Origin of the sequence: Sorangium sp. So ce367, assembly GCF_051520455.1 — a bacterium.
Lineage (GTDB): Bacteria > Myxococcota_A > Polyangia > Polyangiales > Polyangiaceae > Sorangium > Sorangium cellulosum_B.
Genome location: NZ_CP150334.1, coordinates 12,663,060 through 12,682,296 on the forward strand (window position 1 = coordinate 12,663,060; position 19,237 = coordinate 12,682,296).

Annotated in this window: 15 protein-coding genes; 7 read left to right on the top strand and 8 right to left on the bottom strand. The window is 72.3% G+C overall.

All coding sequences use genetic code 11. From position 1 onward, the window contains the following. The first annotated feature begins 32 nt into the window (after window positions 1–32). Together WME97_RS48095 and WME97_RS48100 are read left to right on the top strand one after the other, a co-directional pair. Window positions 33–962, top strand: coding sequence for a phosphatase PAP2 family protein (locus tag WME97_RS48095; RefSeq protein WP_437547850.1), 930 nt, complete (start codon window positions 33–35; stop codon window positions 960–962). Window positions 963–1,457: 495 nt separating this feature from the next. Continuing rightward, the gene (locus WME97_RS48100) at window positions 1,458–5,345 is read left to right on the top strand and encodes a DUF4215 domain-containing protein (protein WP_437555649.1); all 3,888 of its coding nucleotides are present in this window, start codon (window positions 1,458–1,460) and stop codon (window positions 5,343–5,345) included. A gap of 241 nt (window positions 5,346–5,586) precedes the next feature. Here the strand turns inward: WME97_RS48100 and WME97_RS48105 are convergent, their stop codons facing one another. Next, a complete protein-coding gene (locus WME97_RS48105) occupies window positions 5,587–7,374 on the bottom strand; it encodes an ATP-binding protein (protein ID WP_437547852.1) in 1,788 nt (595 codons plus the stop codon). 408 nt (window positions 7,375–7,782) lie between these two features. Between WME97_RS48105 and WME97_RS48110 the strand changes: the two genes are divergently transcribed. From WME97_RS48110 to WME97_RS48130, 5 genes are all read left to right on the top strand, one after another. Continuing rightward, the gene (locus WME97_RS48110; protein ID WP_437547854.1) at window positions 7,783–9,771 is read left to right on the top strand and encodes a methyl-accepting chemotaxis protein; all 1,989 of its coding nucleotides are present in this window, start codon (window positions 7,783–7,785) and stop codon (window positions 9,769–9,771) included. A 34-nt stretch (window positions 9,772–9,805) separates the two neighbouring features. Continuing rightward, window positions 9,806–10,804 carry an FHA domain-containing protein gene (locus WME97_RS48115; RefSeq protein WP_437547856.1) on the top strand — a complete coding sequence of 333 codons (999 nt, stop codon included), beginning with the start codon at window positions 9,806–9,808 and terminating at the stop codon, window positions 10,802–10,804. Window positions 10,805–10,874: 70 nt separating this feature from the next. Beyond that, window positions 10,875–11,324, top strand: a complete 450-nt coding sequence (locus tag WME97_RS48120; RefSeq protein ID WP_437547858.1) for a 1,2-dihydroxy-3-keto-5-methylthiopentene dioxygenase — start codon at window positions 10,875–10,877, stop codon at window positions 11,322–11,324. Window positions 11,325–11,338: 14 nt separating this feature from the next. After that, window positions 11,339–11,707 (top strand): cupin domain-containing protein, encoded by a 369-nt coding sequence (locus tag WME97_RS48125; RefSeq protein ID WP_437547860.1) that lies wholly within the window; start codon window positions 11,339–11,341, stop codon window positions 11,705–11,707. Between the two features lie 134 nt (window positions 11,708–11,841). After that, on the top strand, window positions 11,842–13,005 hold the full coding sequence (locus WME97_RS48130) for a flavin reductase (protein ID WP_437547862.1): 1,164 nt from the start codon (window positions 11,842–11,844) through the stop codon (window positions 13,003–13,005). Window positions 13,006–13,082: 77 nt separating this feature from the next. Here WME97_RS48130 and WME97_RS48135 read toward each other — a convergent pair whose 3' ends face one another. The 7 genes from WME97_RS48135 to WME97_RS48165 are packed head-to-tail and all read right to left on the bottom strand — an operon-like array spanning window position 13,083 to window position 19,228. Continuing rightward, window positions 13,083–13,994 (bottom strand): methylenetetrahydrofolate reductase, encoded by a 912-nt coding sequence (locus WME97_RS48135; RefSeq protein WP_437547863.1) that lies wholly within the window; start codon window positions 13,992–13,994, stop codon window positions 13,083–13,085. Window positions 13,995–14,034: 40 nt separating this feature from the next. Continuing rightward, on the bottom strand, window positions 14,035–14,322 hold the full coding sequence (locus WME97_RS48140; protein ID WP_437547865.1) for an MSMEG_0570 family nitrogen starvation response protein: 288 nt from the start codon (window positions 14,320–14,322) through the stop codon (window positions 14,035–14,037). Window positions 14,323–14,338: 16 nt separating this feature from the next. Next, a complete protein-coding gene (locus WME97_RS48145; RefSeq protein ID WP_437547867.1) occupies window positions 14,339–15,535 on the bottom strand; it encodes an MSMEG_0565 family glycosyltransferase in 1,197 nt (398 codons plus the stop codon). Further along, window positions 15,532–16,521, bottom strand: coding sequence for a sll0787 family AIR synthase-like protein (locus WME97_RS48150; RefSeq protein ID WP_437547869.1), 990 nt, complete (start codon window positions 16,519–16,521; stop codon window positions 15,532–15,534). Before WME97_RS48150 ends, WME97_RS48145 begins: the two co-directional genes overlap by 4 nt. Further along, window positions 16,521–17,027: an MSMEG_0567/Sll0786 family nitrogen starvation N-acetyltransferase gene (locus WME97_RS48155; RefSeq protein WP_373372214.1), complete on the bottom strand. Its 507-nt coding sequence runs from the start codon at window positions 17,025–17,027 to the stop codon at window positions 16,521–16,523. Before WME97_RS48155 ends, WME97_RS48150 begins: the two co-directional genes overlap by 1 nt. Next, window positions 16,924–18,255 (bottom strand): MSMEG_0568 family radical SAM protein, encoded by a 1,332-nt coding sequence (locus WME97_RS48160; RefSeq protein ID WP_437547871.1) that lies wholly within the window; start codon window positions 18,253–18,255, stop codon window positions 16,924–16,926. Before WME97_RS48160 ends, WME97_RS48155 begins: the two co-directional genes overlap by 104 nt. Further along, window positions 18,200–19,228: a Nit6803 family nitrilase gene (locus WME97_RS48165; protein WP_012241613.1), complete on the bottom strand. Its 1,029-nt coding sequence runs from the start codon at window positions 19,226–19,228 to the stop codon at window positions 18,200–18,202. The genes WME97_RS48160 and WME97_RS48165 overlap by 56 nt, the downstream gene beginning before the upstream one ends. Between the last annotated feature and the right edge of the window lie 9 nt (window positions 19,229–19,237).

Consider the following 19,237-nt stretch of genomic DNA (forward strand, 5'->3'; position numbering starts at 1 on the left):
TCCGCGGCGCGGCCGCGTGCTAGAGCTCCCGCATGGAAGCGCTGGACCTCCCCGCCGAGCAGCTGGCCTCGGCGGTCGGCGCGCGGCCCTGGCTGCTGCTCGCGCTGCTCTTGATCGGAACGGTGGGGGTGCTCCTCGGGCTCGTCGCCGTCGCGCGCTTCTCCGACCGCCACGCGCGGGCGCTGTGGGCGTGGGCCGTCCGGGCCTACGCCGCGGCGGCCGCGCACCCGGCCACGCAGCGCCTCTCGGCCCGGTTCCCCGCGGTCGCGAGGGTGCTGCGCGAGCTCTCCGCGGCCGAGTACCTCGTGATCCACCTCGGCCTCGGGCTGGTGCTCAGCATGGCCGCGCTCGTGTTCGTCGCGCTCGCGGAGGGGGTGCGCGAGGGCGAGCCGATCGTGGACGTCGATCTCGCGCTCGCGCGCGCGCTCCACGCGTCGTCGAGCCGCGCCGGGGTGGAGGCGCTCCGCGCGTTCACCCTCCTCGGCAGCTTCTGGGCGCTCGCGCTGCTCGCGATCGTCGTGGCCGCGGCGCTGCTGAGGCGGGGCCGGCGCGTCCTCGCGGTCGGGTGGCTCTTCGCCCTCGTCGGCGGCGGGCTCCTCAACTTCGCGCTCAAGGCCCTGTTCGCCCGGCCGCGGCCGACGTTCGCCGATCCGCTCGCGGTGGCCGCGGGGTGGAGCTTCCCGAGCGGGCACTCGATGGGCACGTTCGTCGCCTTTGGCATGCTCTCGTACCTGGGCCTCCTGCTCCTCCGGACGCTGCGCGCTCGCCTCGTGCTCGTCGCGCTCGCGCTCGGCTGGACGGTGGCGATGGGCTTCAGCCGCATGTACCTCGGCGTGCACTACCTGAGCGACGTGCTCGCGGGGTTCGCCGCAGGCACCGTGTGGCTGGCCGTCTGCATCTCGGGGATCGAGGTCGCGCGGCGCAGGCCGGGTCGGATCGACGGGCAGCCGCTGCCTTCCTGAGACGGCCAGTCGCGTCCGCCCCGAGGTGGGCCGTCGCAGGCGGCCGAGCGGCGGCTGGCCCGCGTAAACCTGCGCCGCCGCCCTGATCCGCAGCGCGCCCGGCGATGTCAAGATCGAACTCCGACCGTGTTCGATTCGACATCAAGCCGCGAGCTCGTCGGCAGAAGCCGAGTTAAGTCACGGTGGAAATAGACATTACTATCGAAATTTGCGCCGAGACCAAGGCGCAGGACCGAGGTGGACACCTGGGCGCAGAACCAAGGCGCAGAACCACAGCGGCGACTGGCGATGGGCGGGAATGAAGCGCGAATGAAGCGCGAATGAAGCGCGAATGAAGACCCGCGCCGAGCACAGCAGCGCCGCCAATTTCGCCTGGAGCCGGGGTGCACTTTTACGATAAAGTGTGTCTAGCGCCGTTTGCTCGGGAAGAGCGCAACGTGCGTTATCGAGGTGGCCGTGGGTTTAAGGACTTCTTATCTGGCTTTGGCGGTGGGATTGCTTCAGATCACGGTCGCTTGCGGCGGGGGCGGCGCGACCACGAGCGATGCGACCGGCTCCGGGAGCGGCGCGAACTCCGGCGGCGGTCCGCCTGGCGCCGGCGGCGCCGGCGGAACCGGCGGTGTGCCCGAGTTCACGGTGGGCAGCGGCATCGGCCTTGGCGGCAACGGCGGCGGCGAGCCGGACCCGTGCGACGTCGCCGATCCGCCCCCCGAGTGCTTCCTGCCTCCCGACCCCGCCTGCGGAGACGCGGCGCTGAACCAGGCGTCCGAGGACTGCGACGACGGCAATACGCTGCCGGGCGACGGCTGTTCTGGGCAGTGCCAGGTCGAGCCTTACTGGGAGTGTCCGACGGCCGGTCGGCCTTGCGAGCTGACCATCGCGTGCGGCGACGGCGTCGTCGACCCCGGCGAGTTCTGCGACGACGGCAACAACGTCGATGGCGACGGCTGCAGCGCCGACTGTTACTACGTCGACCCCTCGTACGTGTGCCCGAAGCCGGGCGAGCCGTGCATCCTGCTCTACGACTGCGGCGACGGCCGCGTGAACGGCTCGGAGGAGTGCGAGGACGGCGACGACCCGCCTGCGTCCGGCGACGGCTGCAGCGCAGACTGCAAGCGCGAGGCGGGGTTCCAGTGCAGCCGGCCCGGTCTGCCGTGTACGCGGCTGCCGGTCTGCGGCAACGGCGCCAAGGAGACAGGCGAGGGGTGCGACGACGGCAACACCGCGAGCGGCGACGGCTGCTCGAGCCTGTGCCGGCAGGAGCCTTATTACAACTGCCCGACCCCCGGATCGCCCTGCGTGCGGCTGATCGAGTGCGGCGACGGCAAGGTGCAGCCGGGCGAGCTCTGCGATGACGGCAACGCCGCGGACGGCGACGGCTGCTCCGCCGACTGCCAGGTGAAGGACCCGGCGTACGTGTGCCTCGAGCCGGGCGAGCCGTGCATCCCGCTCTACCTGTGCGGCGACGGCCGCGTGAGCGGCAACGAGCAGTGCGACGACGGCGACGACCCGCCGGCGAGCGGCGACGGCTGCTCCGCGGACTGTCGGCTCGAGGAGGGCTGGGTCTGCAGGCCCGGCCAGGCCTGCACCGTGAGGACCTATTGCGGCGACGGCGCTGTGCAGCTCGGCGAGCAGTGCGACGACGGCGGGGGGGAAAACCCTGTCGGCGGCGACGGCTGCACGGCGCAGTGCAAGATCGAGGTCGGCTGGACGTGCCCGCCGGCGGGCGGGCGCTGCACCCCGCCGCCGCCGCCCGTGTGCGGCGACGGCAAGATCGGCGGCGCCGAGGTGTGCGACGACGGGAAGCAGCCCCCGGCGAGCGGCGACGGCTGCAGCGCCGATTGCCGGACGATCGAGGAGGGCTGGGACTGCTCGCGCGTCGGGTTCCCCTGCAAGACCATCTGCGGCGACGGGCGCAAGCGCGGCGCCGAGCAGTGCGACGACGGCAACACCGCGAGCGGCGACGGCTGCGACGAGACCTGCCGGATCGAGCCGGGTAGCGTCTGCGACAACGGAGTGCCCCAGGACTGCACGGGCTTCTCCGTCTGCGGCAACAACATTCGCGAGGGCACCGAGGCCTGCGACGACGGCAACGGCAACTGGCGCGACGGCTGCACGCCGGACTGCAAGGGCGAGCCGGACTGCAGCCGCGGCGCGTGCATCTCGAAGTGCGGCGACGGCATGCTCCTGCCCGGCGACGCCACCGAGGCGTGCGACGACGGCAACACCGTGAGCGGCGACGGATGCTCCGCCACGTGCACGATCGAGCCGGGCTACACCTGCGCCGTTCAGCCGAGCGAGATGCGGCTGCCGATGGTCATCCGCGACTTCATCGGCTGGTGCCCGACCTCGTACGACCGCACCGTCAGCAACAGCGCGTGCGACAACAACCTGAACGACACCCTCGTCGGGCACTTCGATTTCGAGATCGATCCCAGCGGCAATCAGATCGACCAAATGGTCCAGCCGACGCTCGACACCGCCGGCAAGCCCGTCAGCAGGTTCGGCCCCGGCTTCGTCACGCCGAGCGACGCGAACGGCTGGACCACGGGGCAGAACAACTTCCAGTGGTGGTACCGGGACAACCCGACGTACAACCGGACGCTCGTCACCTCCATCGAGCTGACCCCGCAGGCCGGCAGGTACGTGTACCAGCGGAGCCCGTTCTGGCCCGTGGACCCCACCCCGCCGAACGGCGATCCCGTGCTCAACAACCTGGTCTCCGCCGGGCTGGAGAAGGCGCAGCAGAGCAACCCCTCGCACAACTACTACTTCACGAGCGAGGTCCGGTACTGGTTCCAGTTCACGCCGAACGGCGCCGCGGCCGATCCGGTGCTCACCTTCTTCGGCGATGACGACGTCTGGGTGTTCATCAAGAACACGCTGACCGCGGACATCGGCGGCATCCACGGGCAGCTCCAGGAGAGCGTGACCATCCTGGACAACGGCGACGCCCGCGTGACCCCCTGCACCCAGAACACCTGCCCTGCGGGCGCCCGCACGCCCTACGACGTCGACCTGAACCTCGAGCCGGGCAAGGTCTACGAGATCGCGGTGTTCCAGGCCGAGCGCCACGTCACCGGGTCGAACTACCAGCTCACGCTGTCGGGCTTCAGCGCCGGCACGTCGGTCTGCTCGCCGCAGTGCGGGGTCGACCCGCCGGTCGTGACGCCGGGCGAGGAGTGCGACGACGGCACCGAGAACGGGACGGGCTACGGCGACTGCAACAACTGCCAGCTCGGGCCGTACTGCGGCGACGGCCAGAGGAACGGCCCGGAGACCTGCGACAACGGGCTCAACAACAGCGCGTACGCCAACGCCTCGAACGCCTGCGCGCCAGGGTGCGTGGCCCCGCCCCGGTGCGGCGACGGCGCGGTCAACGCGCCGTACGAGGCGTGCGACCTCGGGTCCGGCAACACGGCGAACGGCTACGGCGGCTGCACGCGCGAGTGCGAGATCGGGCCGTACTGCGGCGACGGCGCGACGAACGGCCCCGAGCAGTGCGACAACGGCAGCAACGACGGCTTCTACGGCACGTGCAACCCGAACTGCACGCCCGCCCCGCGGTGCGGCGACAGCAACGTCGACGAGGAGTGGGGTGAGGAGTGCGACGACCCGGCCGACCCGAACTGCGTGGGCTGCCAGCTCGGGGCGCTCTGCGGCGACACGGTGGTGCAGGCGAGCTACGGCGAGGAGTGCGACGACGGCGTCAACGACGGCGGCTACGGCGAGTGCGCGCCGATGTGCCTCTACGGCCCGCGCTGCGGCGACGGCGTGGTGCAGCCCGACGAGGAGGACTGCGACCTCGGCGAGGCCGACAACAACGGCGCTTACAACGGGTGCACGCAGCACTGCGCGTACGGGCCGTACTGCGGCGACGCGGCCGTCAACGGCGCTGAGACCTGCGACGACGGCGTGAACGACGGCTTCTACGGCAGCTGCTTCCCCGATTGCACGCCGGCGGCCAAGTGCGGCGACAGCAACGTCGACGAGGACTGGGGTGAGCAGTGCGATCCCCCGAACGAGGCGACCGGCTGCAGCGAGAACTGCCGCCTCGGCGCCCAGTGCGGCGACTCGGTGGTGCAGGCCAACCTCGGCGAGAAGTGCGACGACGGCGTGAACGACGGCGGCTACGGCGAGTGCGGCCCCAGCTGCCTGTACGGCCCGCGCTGCGGCGACGGCGTGGTCAACGGCCCCGAGCAGTGCGACGACGGGGACGGCAACAACACCGGCGGCTACGGCAAGTGCGCGCCGGGGTGCATCTACGGGCCGTACTGCGGCGACGGCGTCCGGCAGAGCCTGTACGAGGAGTGCGACGACGCGAACAACACGAGCGGCGACGGCTGCAGCTCGGCCTGCAAGAACGACGGCCAACCCCAGTAGTAGAGACGGCCACCCGCGGCGGATCCGGGCCCACCTCGGCGTTTTCGGTGCTCAGCGTACAGGAGTACGCTTCCGCGCCGAAAACGCCGATCTGGGCCCGTCTCCTGTGCGGGTGGCCGTCGGCGTCGCTTGGCAGAGGCCGTCGCCGTCGGTCGGCTGAGGCCGTCGGCGTCGCCCGGCCGAGGGGGCGCGAGGGGCGGGAGAACACCCTGGGATGGGGCTCACCTGGGGGCGCGAACGCTCACGAGCGCGGCGCGTCGGGGGGGCGCGGGCGTACCGTGGTGTCGCCCAGCGGCTTCTCCAGGAGAGGGGGGCCCGCAATGGGAAGCCAGATCTCGAAGACAGCGCCACCCTTCTTGGCCTTGCGGTAGGTGATCTCTCCGCCGTGCTCGAACACGATCCGCTGCGCGATCGCGAGGCCTAGACCCGTCCCCTTCTCCTTGCTGGTCGCGTAGGGCTCGAACAGGCGCGGCACCATTTCCTCGGCCACGCCGGGGCCGTTGTCGCGCACCACGATCCGCACACGGTCGTTCGGCAGCGGGCCGATCGTCACCGAGACGCGCGGGTCGCGCCGGATGGCACTCGCGGCGTCCAGCCCGTTCTGGACCAGGTTCGTGAGCACCTGGATCAGCTGATCGCGATCGGCCGAGACCTGCGGGATCGGATCCGCCACGAGCTCCACGCGCGGCGACGGCGCGCCGGAGGTGGCGCCGGTGCCGGAGGTTGACCCCGCGCCAGAGGTCGCCTCGCCCGACGCCGGGGCGGCGTGCAGCGTGATCACGCCGCGCGCGACCGCGACGAGATCGATGGGCGTGAGGTTCGGGGGCGGCAGGCGCGCGAACTGGGTGAACTCGGTCACGATGTTCGCGATGCGGTGCACCTCGTTCAGGACCGTCGACGTCGCCTCCGCGAAGTAGTCGTCGAACGCCGGGTCGTCGCGCTGCCGGAGCCGGCGCAGCGTCTCCACCGCCGCACGGATGGGCGCCAGCGGGTTCTTGATCTCATGGGCGATCTGGCGCGCGACCTCGCGCCGCGCGGCGATGCGCTCGGTCGCGGCCAGGCGCTTTCGCATCGCCGCGAGCTCGTCGATGGTGGCGTTGAACGCCGCCGCGAGATCCGCGATCTCCCGCCCCCCGCGCCCCTCCACACGCCGCGGCGCGCCGCTCATCACCTCGCGCGTCTCGCGGGCCAGCGCCACGAGCGGCCGCGACAGGCTGCGCGCCAGCACGACGGCCATCGCGACGGCGATCGCCAGCACCGTGGCGCCCGTCAGCGCGATCGCACGGTCGAGGCGGGCGAGCGCCTGCCTCAGCGGATCGCGCGGAACAGACGCGACAACGTCAAGGCCCGGGATCTCCGCGAAATGGAGGACGCGCACGACCTCCGCCTCGCTGCTCCGAGGGGCGAGCTCCCCCTCCCGCGCCGCCGTGAGGCGCACATGGTACGCCTCGCCGATCCGCGCGAGGACCGGGCCGATCCGCCGCGCCCCCACGAGGCCGATGGTCACCCCGTGGCGCGACAGGGCGCAGTGGACCTCCAGCGACGGCTCGCCGCCCGCCTTCGCCGGGCGGAGCCGCGGCGCGCCCCCGGGGGCCTGGATCAGCTCGGCGAGCCGCTTGTCGCGCGCGCCGATGCGCGCGGCGTCCTCGGCCCCCAGGACGCTCCCGTCGCCCGCCACGAGCGACAGCTCGTCGAGGCGCAGCGCCTTCGCCTGGCTCGGGACCAGCCGCCCGAGGGCGATGCGGCTCCCCGTGTCCATCGCGTCCGGGTCGCCCTTGGCGCGCTCGAGCTCGACGTGGGCCTTGTCGACGAACGTGTCGTGCCGGCAGAGCGGCGGGAGGAGGTCGCGCAGCGCGTCGGCCTCCCACGCGAGCTGCTGCCGGACGCCTGCATGCGCCGCGTCGATCCGCTCGGCGAAGCCGCCCTCGATGATCTCGCGCGACGCCTCGCGGAGGGTCAGCCCGACGAACGCCGTCGCGATGATCGCGACGAGCCCGAAGGCGAGCAGGAGGCGAGCGGCGAGGGACATGGCGGGACGGCCACGCCCGCCCGGCCGCGCCGCCGCCGGTACGGCCGGGCGGCCGCCGCGGTCCGCGGCGGTGTTCAGGGTCGGTGCGGTCGAACCTAGAGGAATCGGCGCCGGCGCCGAGCCCCCGCGGCGGGCTCCTTCTCCGCCGCAACCTCCGTGCATACGCCATCGGGTCGAGATCGTCCAAGTTCATCGCGTTTCCCCCAGCCGCGCGGGCCCGCCCCCTGCGCCTCTGCCCAGGAGATCTCGGTTCGCGGCTCGCCTGCCCTCGGCAGCTTGCCGGCGCTTGCCGCGCGCTCTCCTTGCACCGGGGGGCACTCGCCTCTTACGCTCGGTCGTCCTTCGGGGTCGCCCTCGGCGCGCCGGCCAACGCGCGCGCCGCAGCTCGACCGCGCTGGAACGCACGAAATGAACTCCAAGCAGCTCTCCATCCCCATCGCCGCCATCCTGGCGCTCATCGGCTTCGGGCTGAGTTTCGCGTCGAAGTGGCTGGCGGAGTTCTCGGGCCAGCTGTTCATGGTCTTCGGCTTCTCCGCGGCGGTGGCGGTGCTGTACGCGAGCCTCGGGGCCAAGGGCGGCGTCCCCCTGGGAGGCCTGCGCGACGCGCTCCGCGGCGCCGCCCGAGGCAAGCGGCCCAAGCTCCCCGAGGGCGCCCCCGCCGACGTCGCCGAGACCTACGAGCAGATCGCCGAGATCGCCGGCCGCCAGCTCGAGCTCGCGGAGGAGCGCCACGCGCTCGCCGAGGAGCGCGACAAACTCGCGAGGGAGCGCGACGGCTTGAGCCGGGAGCGCGACGGCATCGCGAAGGAGCGCGACACCGTCGAGCGGGAGCGGGACACCCTGAGCCGGGAGCGCGACGGGCTCGCGAAGGAGCGCGACACCCTCGAGCGGGAGTGCTCGACGCTCACCCGCAAGGTGAACGAGCTCGCGCAGCGCGGCCCCGACATCGACGTCGACGCGCTCGTGGACGCCGTGCTCCGCGCCACCGCCGGCGAGCGGGTGCGCGTCCCGACGGGCGCGCCGTCCGAGCTCTCGCGCCTCTACGCGGAGCTCAGCGGCATCGCGGAGCGGATCACCCAGGCGGAGCTGCGCGACAAGCAGCGCCGCTCGGAGCTGGCGCAGGCCACGGGGCTCCTCGACGAGCTGCTGCCCAAGCTCAGCGACGGCGTGAGCAGCGTCATGCACGCGAGCGAGCAGGCGACGGTGTACATCCGCGAGATGACGACCGCCCTCGCCAACATCGCGCAGTCGGTCGAGTCGCTCGCGTCGAGCGCCGAGGAGTCGAGCTCGAGCATCCTCGAGATGACGGCCACGAACGAGGAGGTCGCCGAGAACGTCGGCGAGCTCGGGTCGAGCGTGCGCGAGACGGTCTCCTCGATCGAGGAGATGGCCTACTCCATCCGCGAGGTCGCGAAGAACGTCGACGCCCTGGCGCTGACGGCCGAGGAGACGAGCTCCTCGATGAACCAGATGGACGTCTCGATCGACCAGGTCCAGTCGAACGCGAACGAGACGGCCCGGCTCTCGGAGGAGGTGGCGACCGACGCCGAGAAGGGCGCCGAGGCGATCCTGAAGACGATCGGCGAGATCTACCGCATCAAGGAGTCGAGCCAGGAGGCCGTGGCGGTCATCTCGAACCTCGGCTTCCGCATCGAGGCGATCGGGCAGATCCTCGCCGTCATCGACGACGTCGCCGAGCAGACGAACCTCCTCGCGCTGAACGCCGCGATCATCGCCGCCCAGGCCGGCGAGCACGGCAAGGGCTTCGCCGTCGTCGCCGACGAGATCAAGGACCTCGCCGAGCGCGCCGGCGGCAGCACGAAGGAGATCGCCGAGCTCATCAAGACCATCCAGTCCGAGTCGAAGAACGCGATCGCCGCCGTCGAGCGCGGCGCCCACAACGTCGACCGCGGCGTCGAGGTCTCGAACGAGGCCGAGCGGGCCCTCAAGAAGATCCTCGAGAGCTCGCAGAAGTCGACCAACATGGTGCGCGCCATCGCCCGCGCCACGGTCGAGCAGGCCAAGGGGTCGAAGCAGGTCACGGACGCGATCGGGCGCATCGCCGAGACGGTGCAGCAGATCGCCGCCGCCACGGCGGAGCAGGCGCGCGGCTCGGAGCTCATCATGAAGAGCGCCGAGAAGATGCGGACCATCACGCAGCACGTGGAGCGGTCGAGCCAGGAGCAGGCGCGCGGCGGTCGCCAGATCACGAGCGCGATCGAGCAGATCTCGCACGGGGTCAACAGCCTCAACGCCTCGCACCGCAGCCAGACGCGCGGCGGCGAGCAGCTCGTCGAGGCCGGCAAGCGCATCGAGGAGGCGGCGCGGCAGCAGGACCAGGCGGTGCGCCAGCTCCTCAGCGCCACCGAGCGGATGCGTCGTACGGCGGCGATTTGAGGCCGAGCCGCCCCCTCGCGCGCAGGCAGCATCGATGGCGTTGACGATCGTGGTGCTCGCGCCCGACGGGGCGGGGAAGGCGGACGGGGGCGAGCTCTCCCTGACGCTGGACGCGCCCCGCGTCATCCTCGGCCGCGCGGAGGGCTGCGAGGTGCGCCTCCCCGACACGAGCGTGAGCCCCCGGCACGCGTCGATCCGGCAGCGGGGCGCCACGTACCTGCTCCTCGACGAGGGCAGCGAGAACGGCACGTTCCTCGGCAAGACACGCATCGCCCCGCGCACGGCGATGCCCCTGAAGACCGGCGACCGCATCCGCATCGGGCGCGTGTGGCTCCTGCTCCGGATCGAGCCGGCGGTCGCGAAGGCCGCCCCGGCGGCGGCCGCCAAGGAGCTCGCCCTCGAGCTCGTCGCGCGCGGCCTCGCCGCGCAAGGGGAGGATCCGGCGCCGCGCGTGGTCGTCGTCGAGGGCCCCGACAGCGGCCGCGCGTTGCGGATCGAGGAGGCGGCGCGGCCCTACATCCTCGGGCGCGCCAAGGACACCGATCTCGTCCTCGACGACCCGGACGTCTCTCGCCGTCATCTGGCCATTACCCGCAGGGGCGATCAATTCTCTGTTCAAGATCTCGGATCGCGCTCGGGCGCTTCGCTCGACGGCGTTCCAGTGCCTCAGTTCGATACGATCTGGCGTCCTGGACAGGTGCTCGCGATCTCGGGTGATCGGCTCATCTTCGAGCACCCGGCCGCCGAGGCGCTCGCGGAGATCGAGCGCAGCCCCTGTGAGCCGCTCCGTCCAGACGCGGTGTTCGAGCCGCCTTCGCTCGAGGAGCCGAAGGCAGCGCATTCCACGCCGACGCCTCCGCCTGCCTCGGTGAGCACGAGTTCGCCGCTCGCGCAGCCCGCTGAAGCGGCTCCGGTGTCTCGCGCGGCGCAGGGAAGTGGATGGGGCTTCACAGAGGCGCTCATTGCCCTGCTCGCGCTTGGTGTGCTGGCGCTCAGCATTGCTGGCCTGTTGTGGCTGCTGGGGCGCTCTTAGCGTCTTGACGTCGCGCGCGCGCAGGGTTCGAAGAGCGCAGTCCCGGAGGGTGCGCATGCGTGCGATCCGAATGAGAGCTGACGGCGAGGGCGAGGCCACCGAGGCGGAGCTTCAGGCGGAAGGGATCCGGTGCGGCGCGTTCGACCCGGGCGCAGCTGCGCTCGCCTTGCAGGGCGTGGTCGCGGACCGCGGATGGACGGAGCACGAGGATGTCCGCCGCGACGGGAGCAAGCCGCGCGACGAGGCGGAGAGCGCGAGGGAGGCGGATGAGCACTGTCACCTGGGCGACGAGGTGCGGCTCTTCGTGGAGGGACAGGGCTGTTACGACATCCGTTGCACGAACGACGATTGGCTGCGGATCTGGGTCGGCGCGGGCGATCTCATCGCCGTGCCGGCGCGGCGCTACCATCGCTTCATGGCGAGCAAGGCGGGCGCGATCCGCTACCTGCAGCCGTACGGCGGCCGTCACCTGCTCATGCAGCTTTACCGCGTGTCCGATGATCGGACGCGCGCGATGTGATCGCGAGGTACCCCATGGCGCATCCCTACCGTCTCGTCACCTCCAGGGCCCGGATCCCCGTCCCTGGCGGCAAGCTCATCGAGGAGATCTTCGGCCGCGTGAACACCGGCACGGAGGGGTTCAGCCTGGCGCACATGGTGGCCCCGCCGGGCTGGAGCGAGCCGGCACAGACGCCTTCGTTCGGCGAGCTGACGCTCGTGATCCGCGGCCGTGTGCGCGCCGAGATCGCGGGCGAGGCGGTCGACGTCTCGGCCGGCCAGGCCCTCTGGACGGAGCCCGATCAGCGCGTCCGCTACAGCAACCCGTTCGACGAGGAGAGCGAGTACTTCGCGCTCTGCATACCGGCCTTCGCGCCGGACCTGGCGCGGCGCGACGCCGAGTGAGCTCCGCAGTGCGCGCGCCGCGCGGCGCCGCTGCAGGACGCGCGCATCGCGGTGCGCGGCGCGCGCGCTGGCGCCGCGCACCGCGCCGCGCAGATCCTCGATCCCTGGTGGGCGCCGAGCGCGTACTATGCCCCATGCTCTTCGATCCCGCGGAGTTCCGGAAGGTGCTGGGCCAGTTTGCGACCGGGGTCACGCTCGTGACCACGGTGCAGGACGGCACGCCGCAGGCGATGACGGTGAACTCGTTCAGCGCGGTCTCGCTCGACCCGCCGCTCGTGCTGTTCTGCGCGGACAGGCGGTCGCGCACGAGCGCGGCCATCGAGGCGTCCGGGGTCTTCGCGGTGAACATCCTGCGGGAGCAGCAGCGGGAGTTCTCGGACCTGTTCGCCGGCAAGGGCACGGACATCGATCGGCAGGCGGTGCTCACCGAGGCCCACGTGGCCGAGTCGGGCAGCCCGATCCTCAAGGACGTGCTGGCCTTCCTCGACTGCAAGGTGGAGCACACGTACGACGGGGGTGATCACATCATCTATGTCGGTCGCGTGCTCGCGTCGGGCCGGGGGGAGGCGGGCGCGCCGCTCCTGTATTACCGGGGCACGTACCAGGCCCTCGACGACGTCTGGCGGTGGCGCGATCGTTATGCGGCGCGAGAGCAGGCGACCCCGTTCCACGAGCTCGTCGACTTCTTCGATCGCATGCAGGCGGAGGGCCCTTATGCGACGCTCATCGACGAGCTCGTCACGCTGGTCGATCCGGGCGTCGAGGAGCGGTGCCTCGATCTCGGCTGCGGCACGGGCCGCCTGACGCGCGAGATGGGTCGCCGCTGCCACGAGTCGATCGGGATCGACGCGACGGCGGCGATGGTGGAGCGCGCCGCGCAGCGGGCGAAGGCGCTCGGCCTGGACAACGTGACGTTCCGGGAGGCGCTGGCGACGCGGCTGCCGTTCCCCGACGCCTCGTTCGACGTGGTGACTGCGTCGAACCTGCTCCTGCACCTGCCCGAGCCGGGCCCGGTGCTGGCCGAGGCGGCGCGCGTCCTCCGCCCGGGCGGCCGCCTGGCGCTGCTCGAGCCCGCGGCCACGATGAGCCGCGCCGCGATGGCCGGCTACCTGCGCGGCCACCGGTACAACCCGTCGACGGCCCACGCGATGCTGGCGTGGGCCGACGCGGCGGAGGTCACCTACCGTCACACCGAGGACAAGCTCGGCGGCGAGATCGGCGGCGCAGGGCTCCAGGTCGACCGCCGCGAGCGCCGGATGAACGGCCTCGCGCTGCTCTGGATCGCCCGCAAGGCCTGAGCGCGCCGCCCGAGCGCCCAGGCGCCAGGCACCGGCCCCCGAACCTCGCCCGGCGCGCGGAGCCCCGCGCTAGAGGCTCATGCCGACCGCCGGAGCCCTGCCTCGTCGACCAGCCGGGGCACCCAGTCCTCCGCGCCGATGGACCGCATGTGGATGCCCGAGAGCCCGGGGACGTCGCGGAGCCCGCGGATGAGCTCCAGCGTGATCCGGTAGCTCTCCCCCTCCGCGTCGCCGCTCTGGCGGACGCGCTCGATCAGGTGTTCGGGGACCACGAGCCCCGGCACCTTCTGCAGGAAGCTCAGCCGATCCACGCCCGCGAACGGGAAGATCGCCGCGATGAAGTGCGCCCGCTCGTGCAGCCCGCGCTCCACCACCGCGGCCATCCAGCGGCGCATCGACGCGAGCTCGAACACCGCCTGCACCTGGATGAAGCTCGCGCCCGCGTCGATCTTCGCGGCGAGCCGGTCCATCGCCCCGGCGATCGCCTGCTCCGCGCACGGGAAATCGATGGTCCCGACGTGGAAGTAGGGCGCCGGCGAGACGACGTCTCCGTTGAAGAGCTTCCCCTCGCGCGTCAGCCGGCGGGTCAGCTCGATGGCCGCGTAGCTGTCGACGTCGCTCACCTCCTTCGCGTCGGGATCGGAGCCGATGGCGCACGGGTAGCCGCCGAGGACGATGATGTTCGAGAGCCCGAGCGCCGCCATCCCGAGCAGGTCGCCCTGGAGGGCGATCTTGTTCTTGTGGCGGAGCGAGAACTGGAGCACCGGCTCGAGCCCCTCCTGCTTCACGAAATGGCCGACTGCCATGTTGGCGCAGCGCGCCTGCGAGAGCAGGTGATCGTTGATCTGCACCACATCCACACAGCCCGCCATGTTTCGGGCGTGCTTCAACAACTTCTCCAGATCGTAGTGACGCGGGGGCGTCAGCTCGGCGGAAACGAGGAACTGGCGCTCGCTGAGGAGGCGCTCCATCTTCGACTTCGTCACCATCTCCTGCTCCTTCCGTCACTCGACGAACCTGAGGACTCCGTCACTCGACGAACCTGAGGACCCGGACCTTGGCCCCGCTCCGGCCGTGGAACCGCGCGGCCGCGCTCGCGATGCGCGCCGCCTCGGCCCGCGCCAGGCTGCAGGGGAACCCATACTTCTTGAGGACCCGCTCGCTCGCGATATCGAGCGCCGTCCGGCAACGCGACACGAAGTCGTCGAGATCGTAGCTCTCCCCGACGTCGAGGTGCTCCTTCACGACGAGCGACGGAGAGTAACAGACCTGCTGCTCGCCGCTCGGCCACTCGATAACGAAGCGCATCTCCGGCATACGTCGCTCGCTTGTCCTACGTTTGGCGGGATCCAAGGAACTCGCGGTACACGCCGGCCGCGATGCGGGCCGAACGATCCCACGTGTACCGGGCCGCGGTCTCGAGCCCCGCGGCGCGGAGGCGCCGCCTCACGCCCTCGTCCAGGATAGCTTCCATTGCGCCGGCGAGATCGTCTGTTCTCGAGGGATCGACGAGCAGCGCGCTCTCGCCGTCGGCGAGGAACTCGGTGAAGGGAGGTTGCGCAGAGCTCACCACCGGCGCCCCCGAGGCCATCGCCTCCAGCAGGACGAGCCCGAACCCCTCGCGGACGGACGGAAAGACGAACGCGTCGGCCAGCCGGTAGAGCGGCGGGATCAGCGCGTCGGGGAGCACGCCCGCGAGGACGAGCGGCGGCGGCGACGCGCCCGCGGGCGAGGGCCATACGCCGCCTTCGCGCGCGATCGCCTCGAACTCGCGCTGGTAAGGTTCGTAGTCGAACAGCGTCTCTCCGCCGGCGATGATGAGCTGGCCTCCGGGCAGCCGCTTCCGCACCGACAGGAACGCCTTGAGCAGGCCGATCGAGTTCTTGCGCGGCTCGACGCCGCCCACGGTCACGAAGAGCGGCGATCCGGTGGCGTCGAGGCGCGCGCGCAGCGCCGCGTCCCGCTCGTCGGGCGTGGCCGTGTAGCGGCGCAGGCTCACGCCGTTCGGGACGATCGCCGCGTCGACGCCGTGCTCGGCCCGGAGCGCCTTCCTCCACGCCTCGCTGACCACGAGGCACGCGTCGGCCTCGCGCACGGAGCGGTCCTGGCAGGCGCGCAGGTACGGGCTGTCGTAGTCGTCGAGGTGGTGCACCGTCCGGAGGAAGTGGGGGACGCGCCCCTCGGCGCGCAGCGCCGCGAGCGCGTTCGCGCTGATGCAATCCTGGGAGTGCCAGACGTCGTGCCGCGCCCCGAGGCGGCGCAGCCCGTCCTCGAACTCCGCGATGCGCTGCTTCACGACCGCGTCGATCCCCGCCGGCGGGGGCGCGGCGGGCACGAGGACCGAGGGGCAGCGCGGCGCGCGGTAGAAGCCGCCCTGGTCCTTGTTCAGCGCGTAGATGCAGACCGAGACGCCGAGATCGTGGAGCGCCTCCGCGAGCTCGACCGTGTGCACGACGCCGCCGCGCGGCTTGGTCGAGTAGGTGAGGAGCGCGACCGAGAGCGGCGCGCCGGAGGCAGCGAGGGCGCTCATCGCGCGCCCTCGCGCGCGAGCCCGGTGAGCGGCTCCGCCGAGAGGTCCCAGAGCGTCTGCCGCTCGCCGGCGGCCTGGAGAATGAGCCGCCGCGAGCCGTCGACGGCGCCGACCGCCGCGCTCGCGATGCCCCGCCGCGCGAACGCCGAGAGCACCTCGCCGGCGACCTCCGGGCGCACGCTGAGCAGGAAGCCGTAGCTCGGGAACGCGAGCAGCCAGCGCGCGAGCGGGACGTCGCGCGGCCGCGGGACGGCGTCCAGATCGAGCACCGCACCGGCGCCGGACGTCTCCAGGAGCATGAGCAGCGTCCCCGCGACGCCGCCCATGCTGATGTCCTTGCCCGCGTCGCACAGGCCCGCCTCGGCGAGGGCGGGCAGGACCTCGAGGTCGCCGCGGAGCCGCGCCGGGTCCGCGCCCGTCGAGGCGTTCCAGAACGGGTGCTCCGCGTGCATCTCGCCGCGCAGATCGATCGCCGCGACGAGCACGTCGCCGGGGCGCGCCGCGAAGCTCGTGATGAGCCGCCGCGCCCGGCCCGCGATGGCCACGGCGAGGGCGTTGTACGGGCTTCGCGCGCTCGTATGCCCTCCAACGATCGGCACGCCGTAGGCGCGCGACGCGGCGACCATTCCCTCCCAGACCGGCTCCAGCGCGCCGGCCGAGGTCCCCCAGACGACGTCGACAACGGCGATGGGGCGGCCGCCCATCGCGTAGACGTCGCTGACGTTGACCATCACGGCGCTGTAGCCGGCGAACCGCGGATCCCCTTCGAGGAACGCGGGCCAGATCCCCTCGGCGGCGAGGAGCAGGTAGCCGTCTCCGTCGGGGATGGCCGCGCAGTCGTCGCCGAGCGCTGCGGGTCGCTCGACGGAGCTGGCCGCGAGCGCCGCGCCCCGCTCGCCGGAGAGGTACCGCGCCGGGATCTGCACGTCCCGCTTCGCGAGGACGCCGATCGCGCCGCGCAGCTCGGCCGCGACGCCGCCGAGCATCAGCGGAACCTCTGCCCGGGCGGCGGGCGGGGCTCGTCGCTCGGCGGGTAGCTGTCGAGGTCGGCCTCCATCAGGTGGTGCGGCCGCTCGCGGTGCGAGCGCTCCTCGAGGGAGCGCCAGTGGATGCCCTCGAAGAACGGGACGTTGGCCGCCTGGACGAGCGCGAGGAACCGGCGGCACCCCCAGCCGTGGGCGGTGGTGACCGCCTTGTGGACGAGGCCGCGGCCGACCACGCCCTGCTTGCGGTGGGCGCGCTCGACGCCGAGCCGGCCGCCGTACCAGAGGCCGGGCTCCGCCTCGTAGATGCGCACGGTGCCGACGAGCCGCGGGCCCCCTGGCGCCCCGTGCTCCAGGGCGGCGATCGGGAACGCGGAGCCGTCCCAGTCGTCCTCGTCGGTGGTCTTAAACAGCCCTTGCTCGTCGCAGAAGATGGCCCGGCGCAAGCGGAGGTACTCGAGGTACGTGTCCCTGCTCTGCACAAGCTCGAAGCTGTAACGTGGCGTCATCGGAGCTCTCCGAGGTTGATGTCCATGCCGCGCCGGATCCCGGCCGCGCCGCGGCTCGGCCTTCTGCCTCGAAGCCCGAGAGCCCCGAGCAGGCGCCGCAGCGGGCGCAGCCCGCCTTCACGTCGGTCGAGCGCAGCCCCGCCCGCGCGAGCAGCGGGCCGATGTGCTCGTAGAGCGCCCGCATGAAGTCCCCCGAGGGCGGCGCGCGATCGGCCCCGGGCGTCCCGGGGATGGGCACGAGCGGGACGAGGAACGGATAGACCCCCAGCGCGATGAGCCGCTCGCTCGCGTCGAGCAGCGACGCCAGGGAGTCGCCGAGCCCCGCGATGAGGTACGTCGACACCTGGCCGCGCCCGAACACGCGCACGGCCGCCTCGAACGCCTCGAAGTAGCGGGCCACGCTCACCTCGGCCTTGCCCGGCATCGCGGCCGCGCGCACCTCGTCCTCGACCGCCTCGAGGTGCATGCCCAGGCTGTCGACGCCGGCGGCGCGCATCCGCTCGAACCAGGCGAAATCGTCGGGCGGCTCGCACTGCGCCTGCACCGGCAGATCGACGCGCGCCTTGATGCCGCGCGCGCAGTCGGCGAGGTGCGCCGCGCCGCGATCCGCCGACCGCGGCGTGCCCGTCGTCAGCGTCACGTGCCGCACCCCGTCGAGCCGCGCCGCCGCCTCGGCGACCTCGCCGAGCTGCTCCGGCGTCTTCTTCGCGGTGGTGCGCCCCGCCGCGAGCGACTGTCCGATCGCGCAGAACGTGCAGGCCTTCTCGGGCTCCGTGTACCGGATGCACGTCTGGAGCACCGTCGAGGCGAGGACGTCCGTCCCGTGCAGCAGCGCGATCTTGGGGTAGGGGATGCCGTCCTTCGTCGAGAGGGCGTAGAAGCGCGGCGTCTTCACGAGGGCGATGGGCGCGAGCTCCTGGCCGTCCCGCTCCACGGTCCCCGCGCCGTCGCGCCCGAGCCGCGCGACGAACGGCGACGCCGCCGCCTGGTCGGTGTGGATCGGGATCATCACCGTGGCCCCGCGCAGCGTCGCCGCGACGTGCTGGGTCGGCCCCGCGCCGCCGCGCCGCGAGGTCCACGCCGCGCGGCGGCCGCCTCCCTCGCAGGAGGCCTCGCCGGAGGCGGGCTCCGGCGGGGGCGCGGCGCCCGCCTCGGGGGCGCCCTCGGGGGCTTCAGCCAGCCTCAGGCCGAACGACTGGAGCTCGGTGATCAGCGTCTGGGTATCCATGGTCCACCGCCGCAGGGGCAAGGGAGGAGGCCTTGGGGCTGCCCGCGCCGAGCGTTATCGAGCGCTCCGCCGTATCCATCCAAAGCCGCAGCAAGTCGGGCCGGGCGTAGTGCCCCGCCGCATCCATCATCCGCTTTCGCTTCGTGATCAGGGCGAAATCGAGCTCGGCGACGGCCATCCCCTCGCCGTCGGTCACGGGCGGGCACGCGTGCACGCCCTCGGGCGTCACGATCGCCGTCATGCACCCGCCGCGCAGCACGCCCTGGATCTGCTCGTTCGGGGCAACCTCCCGGACCTGCTCCGGCGTCAGGAAGGCCGTGGCGTTCACCACGAAGCAGCCCGACTCCAGCGCGTGGTGCCGGATCGTCACCTCCATCTGCTCGGCGAAGATGGGACCGACAAGGGAGCCGGGGAACTGGCTGCAATGGATCTGCTCGTGCTGCGCGATGAGCGCGAACCGCGCGAGCGGGTTGTAGTGCTCCCAGCAGGCCAGCGCCCCGAGCCTGCCGGCCGCGGTGTCCACGGTCCTGAGCCCCGAGCCGTCGCCCTGCCCCCAGATCATGCGCTCATGGTAGGTCGGCGTGATCTTGCGGCGGTGGAGCACCAGGGAGCCGTCGCTGTCGAAGACGAGCTGCGCGTTGTAGAGCGTCCCGTGATCGCGCTCGTTCACGCCGAGCACCACGACCACCCCGTGCGCGCGCGCGGCGGCCGCCACGGCCCGCGTCACCGGGCCGGGGACGGTGACCGCCTCGTCGTAAAGGCGCATGTGCTCCTTCCCCATGGCGGGCGGCGGGAGCACGAAGGAGAAGTACGGGTAATACGGGACGAACGCCTCGGGGAAGACGCACAGCTCGGCGCCTTCCTTCGCGGCCCTGGCGATCGCGGCGACGACTCGCTCGGTCGTCCCGTCCCGGCTGCCGAGGACGGGACTGGCCTGCACCGCGGCCGCCCGGACTTTGCGGTTGAACTCCATGGACCGCGC

What these genes read in the sequence shown, in the direction of transcription:
- WME97_RS48105 (WP_437547852.1), bottom strand. Translation starts at nt 7,374, where the DNA reads ATGTCCCTCGCCGCTCGCCTCCTGCTCGCCTTCGGGCTCGTCGCGATC.
- WME97_RS48130 (WP_437547862.1), top strand. Translation starts at nt 11,842, where the DNA reads ATGCTCTTCGATCCCGCGGAGTTCCGGAAGGTGCTGGGCCAGTTTGCG.
- WME97_RS48155 (WP_373372214.1), bottom strand. Translation starts at nt 17,027, where the DNA reads ATGACGCCACGTTACAGCTTCGAGCTTGTGCAGAGCAGGGACACGTAC.
- WME97_RS48135 (WP_437547863.1), bottom strand. Translation starts at nt 13,994, where the DNA reads ATGGTGACGAAGTCGAAGATGGAGCGCCTCCTCAGCGAGCGCCAGTTC.
- WME97_RS48140 (WP_437547865.1), bottom strand. Translation starts at nt 14,322, where the DNA reads ATGCCGGAGATGCGCTTCGTTATCGAGTGGCCGAGCGGCGAGCAGCAG.
- WME97_RS48120 (WP_437547858.1), top strand. Translation starts at nt 10,875, where the DNA reads ATGAGAGCTGACGGCGAGGGCGAGGCCACCGAGGCGGAGCTTCAGGCG.
- WME97_RS48110 (WP_437547854.1), top strand. Translation starts at nt 7,783, where the DNA reads ATGAACTCCAAGCAGCTCTCCATCCCCATCGCCGCCATCCTGGCGCTC.
- WME97_RS48160 (WP_437547871.1), bottom strand. Translation starts at nt 18,255, where the DNA reads ATGGATACCCAGACGCTGATCACCGAGCTCCAGTCGTTCGGCCTGAGG.
- WME97_RS48145 (WP_437547867.1), bottom strand. Translation starts at nt 15,535, where the DNA reads ATGAGCGCCCTCGCTGCCTCCGGCGCGCCGCTCTCGGTCGCGCTCCTC.
- WME97_RS48150 (WP_437547869.1), bottom strand. Translation starts at nt 16,521, where the DNA reads ATGCTCGGCGGCGTCGCGGCCGAGCTGCGCGGCGCGATCGGCGTCCTC.
- WME97_RS48095 (WP_437547850.1), top strand. Translation starts at nt 33, where the DNA reads ATGGAAGCGCTGGACCTCCCCGCCGAGCAGCTGGCCTCGGCGGTCGGC.
- WME97_RS48165 (WP_012241613.1), bottom strand. Translation starts at nt 19,228, where the DNA reads ATGGAGTTCAACCGCAAAGTCCGGGCGGCCGCGGTGCAGGCCAGTCCC.
- WME97_RS48125 (WP_437547860.1), top strand. Translation starts at nt 11,339, where the DNA reads ATGGCGCATCCCTACCGTCTCGTCACCTCCAGGGCCCGGATCCCCGTC.
- WME97_RS48115 (WP_437547856.1), top strand. Translation starts at nt 9,806, where the DNA reads ATGGCGTTGACGATCGTGGTGCTCGCGCCCGACGGGGCGGGGAAGGCG.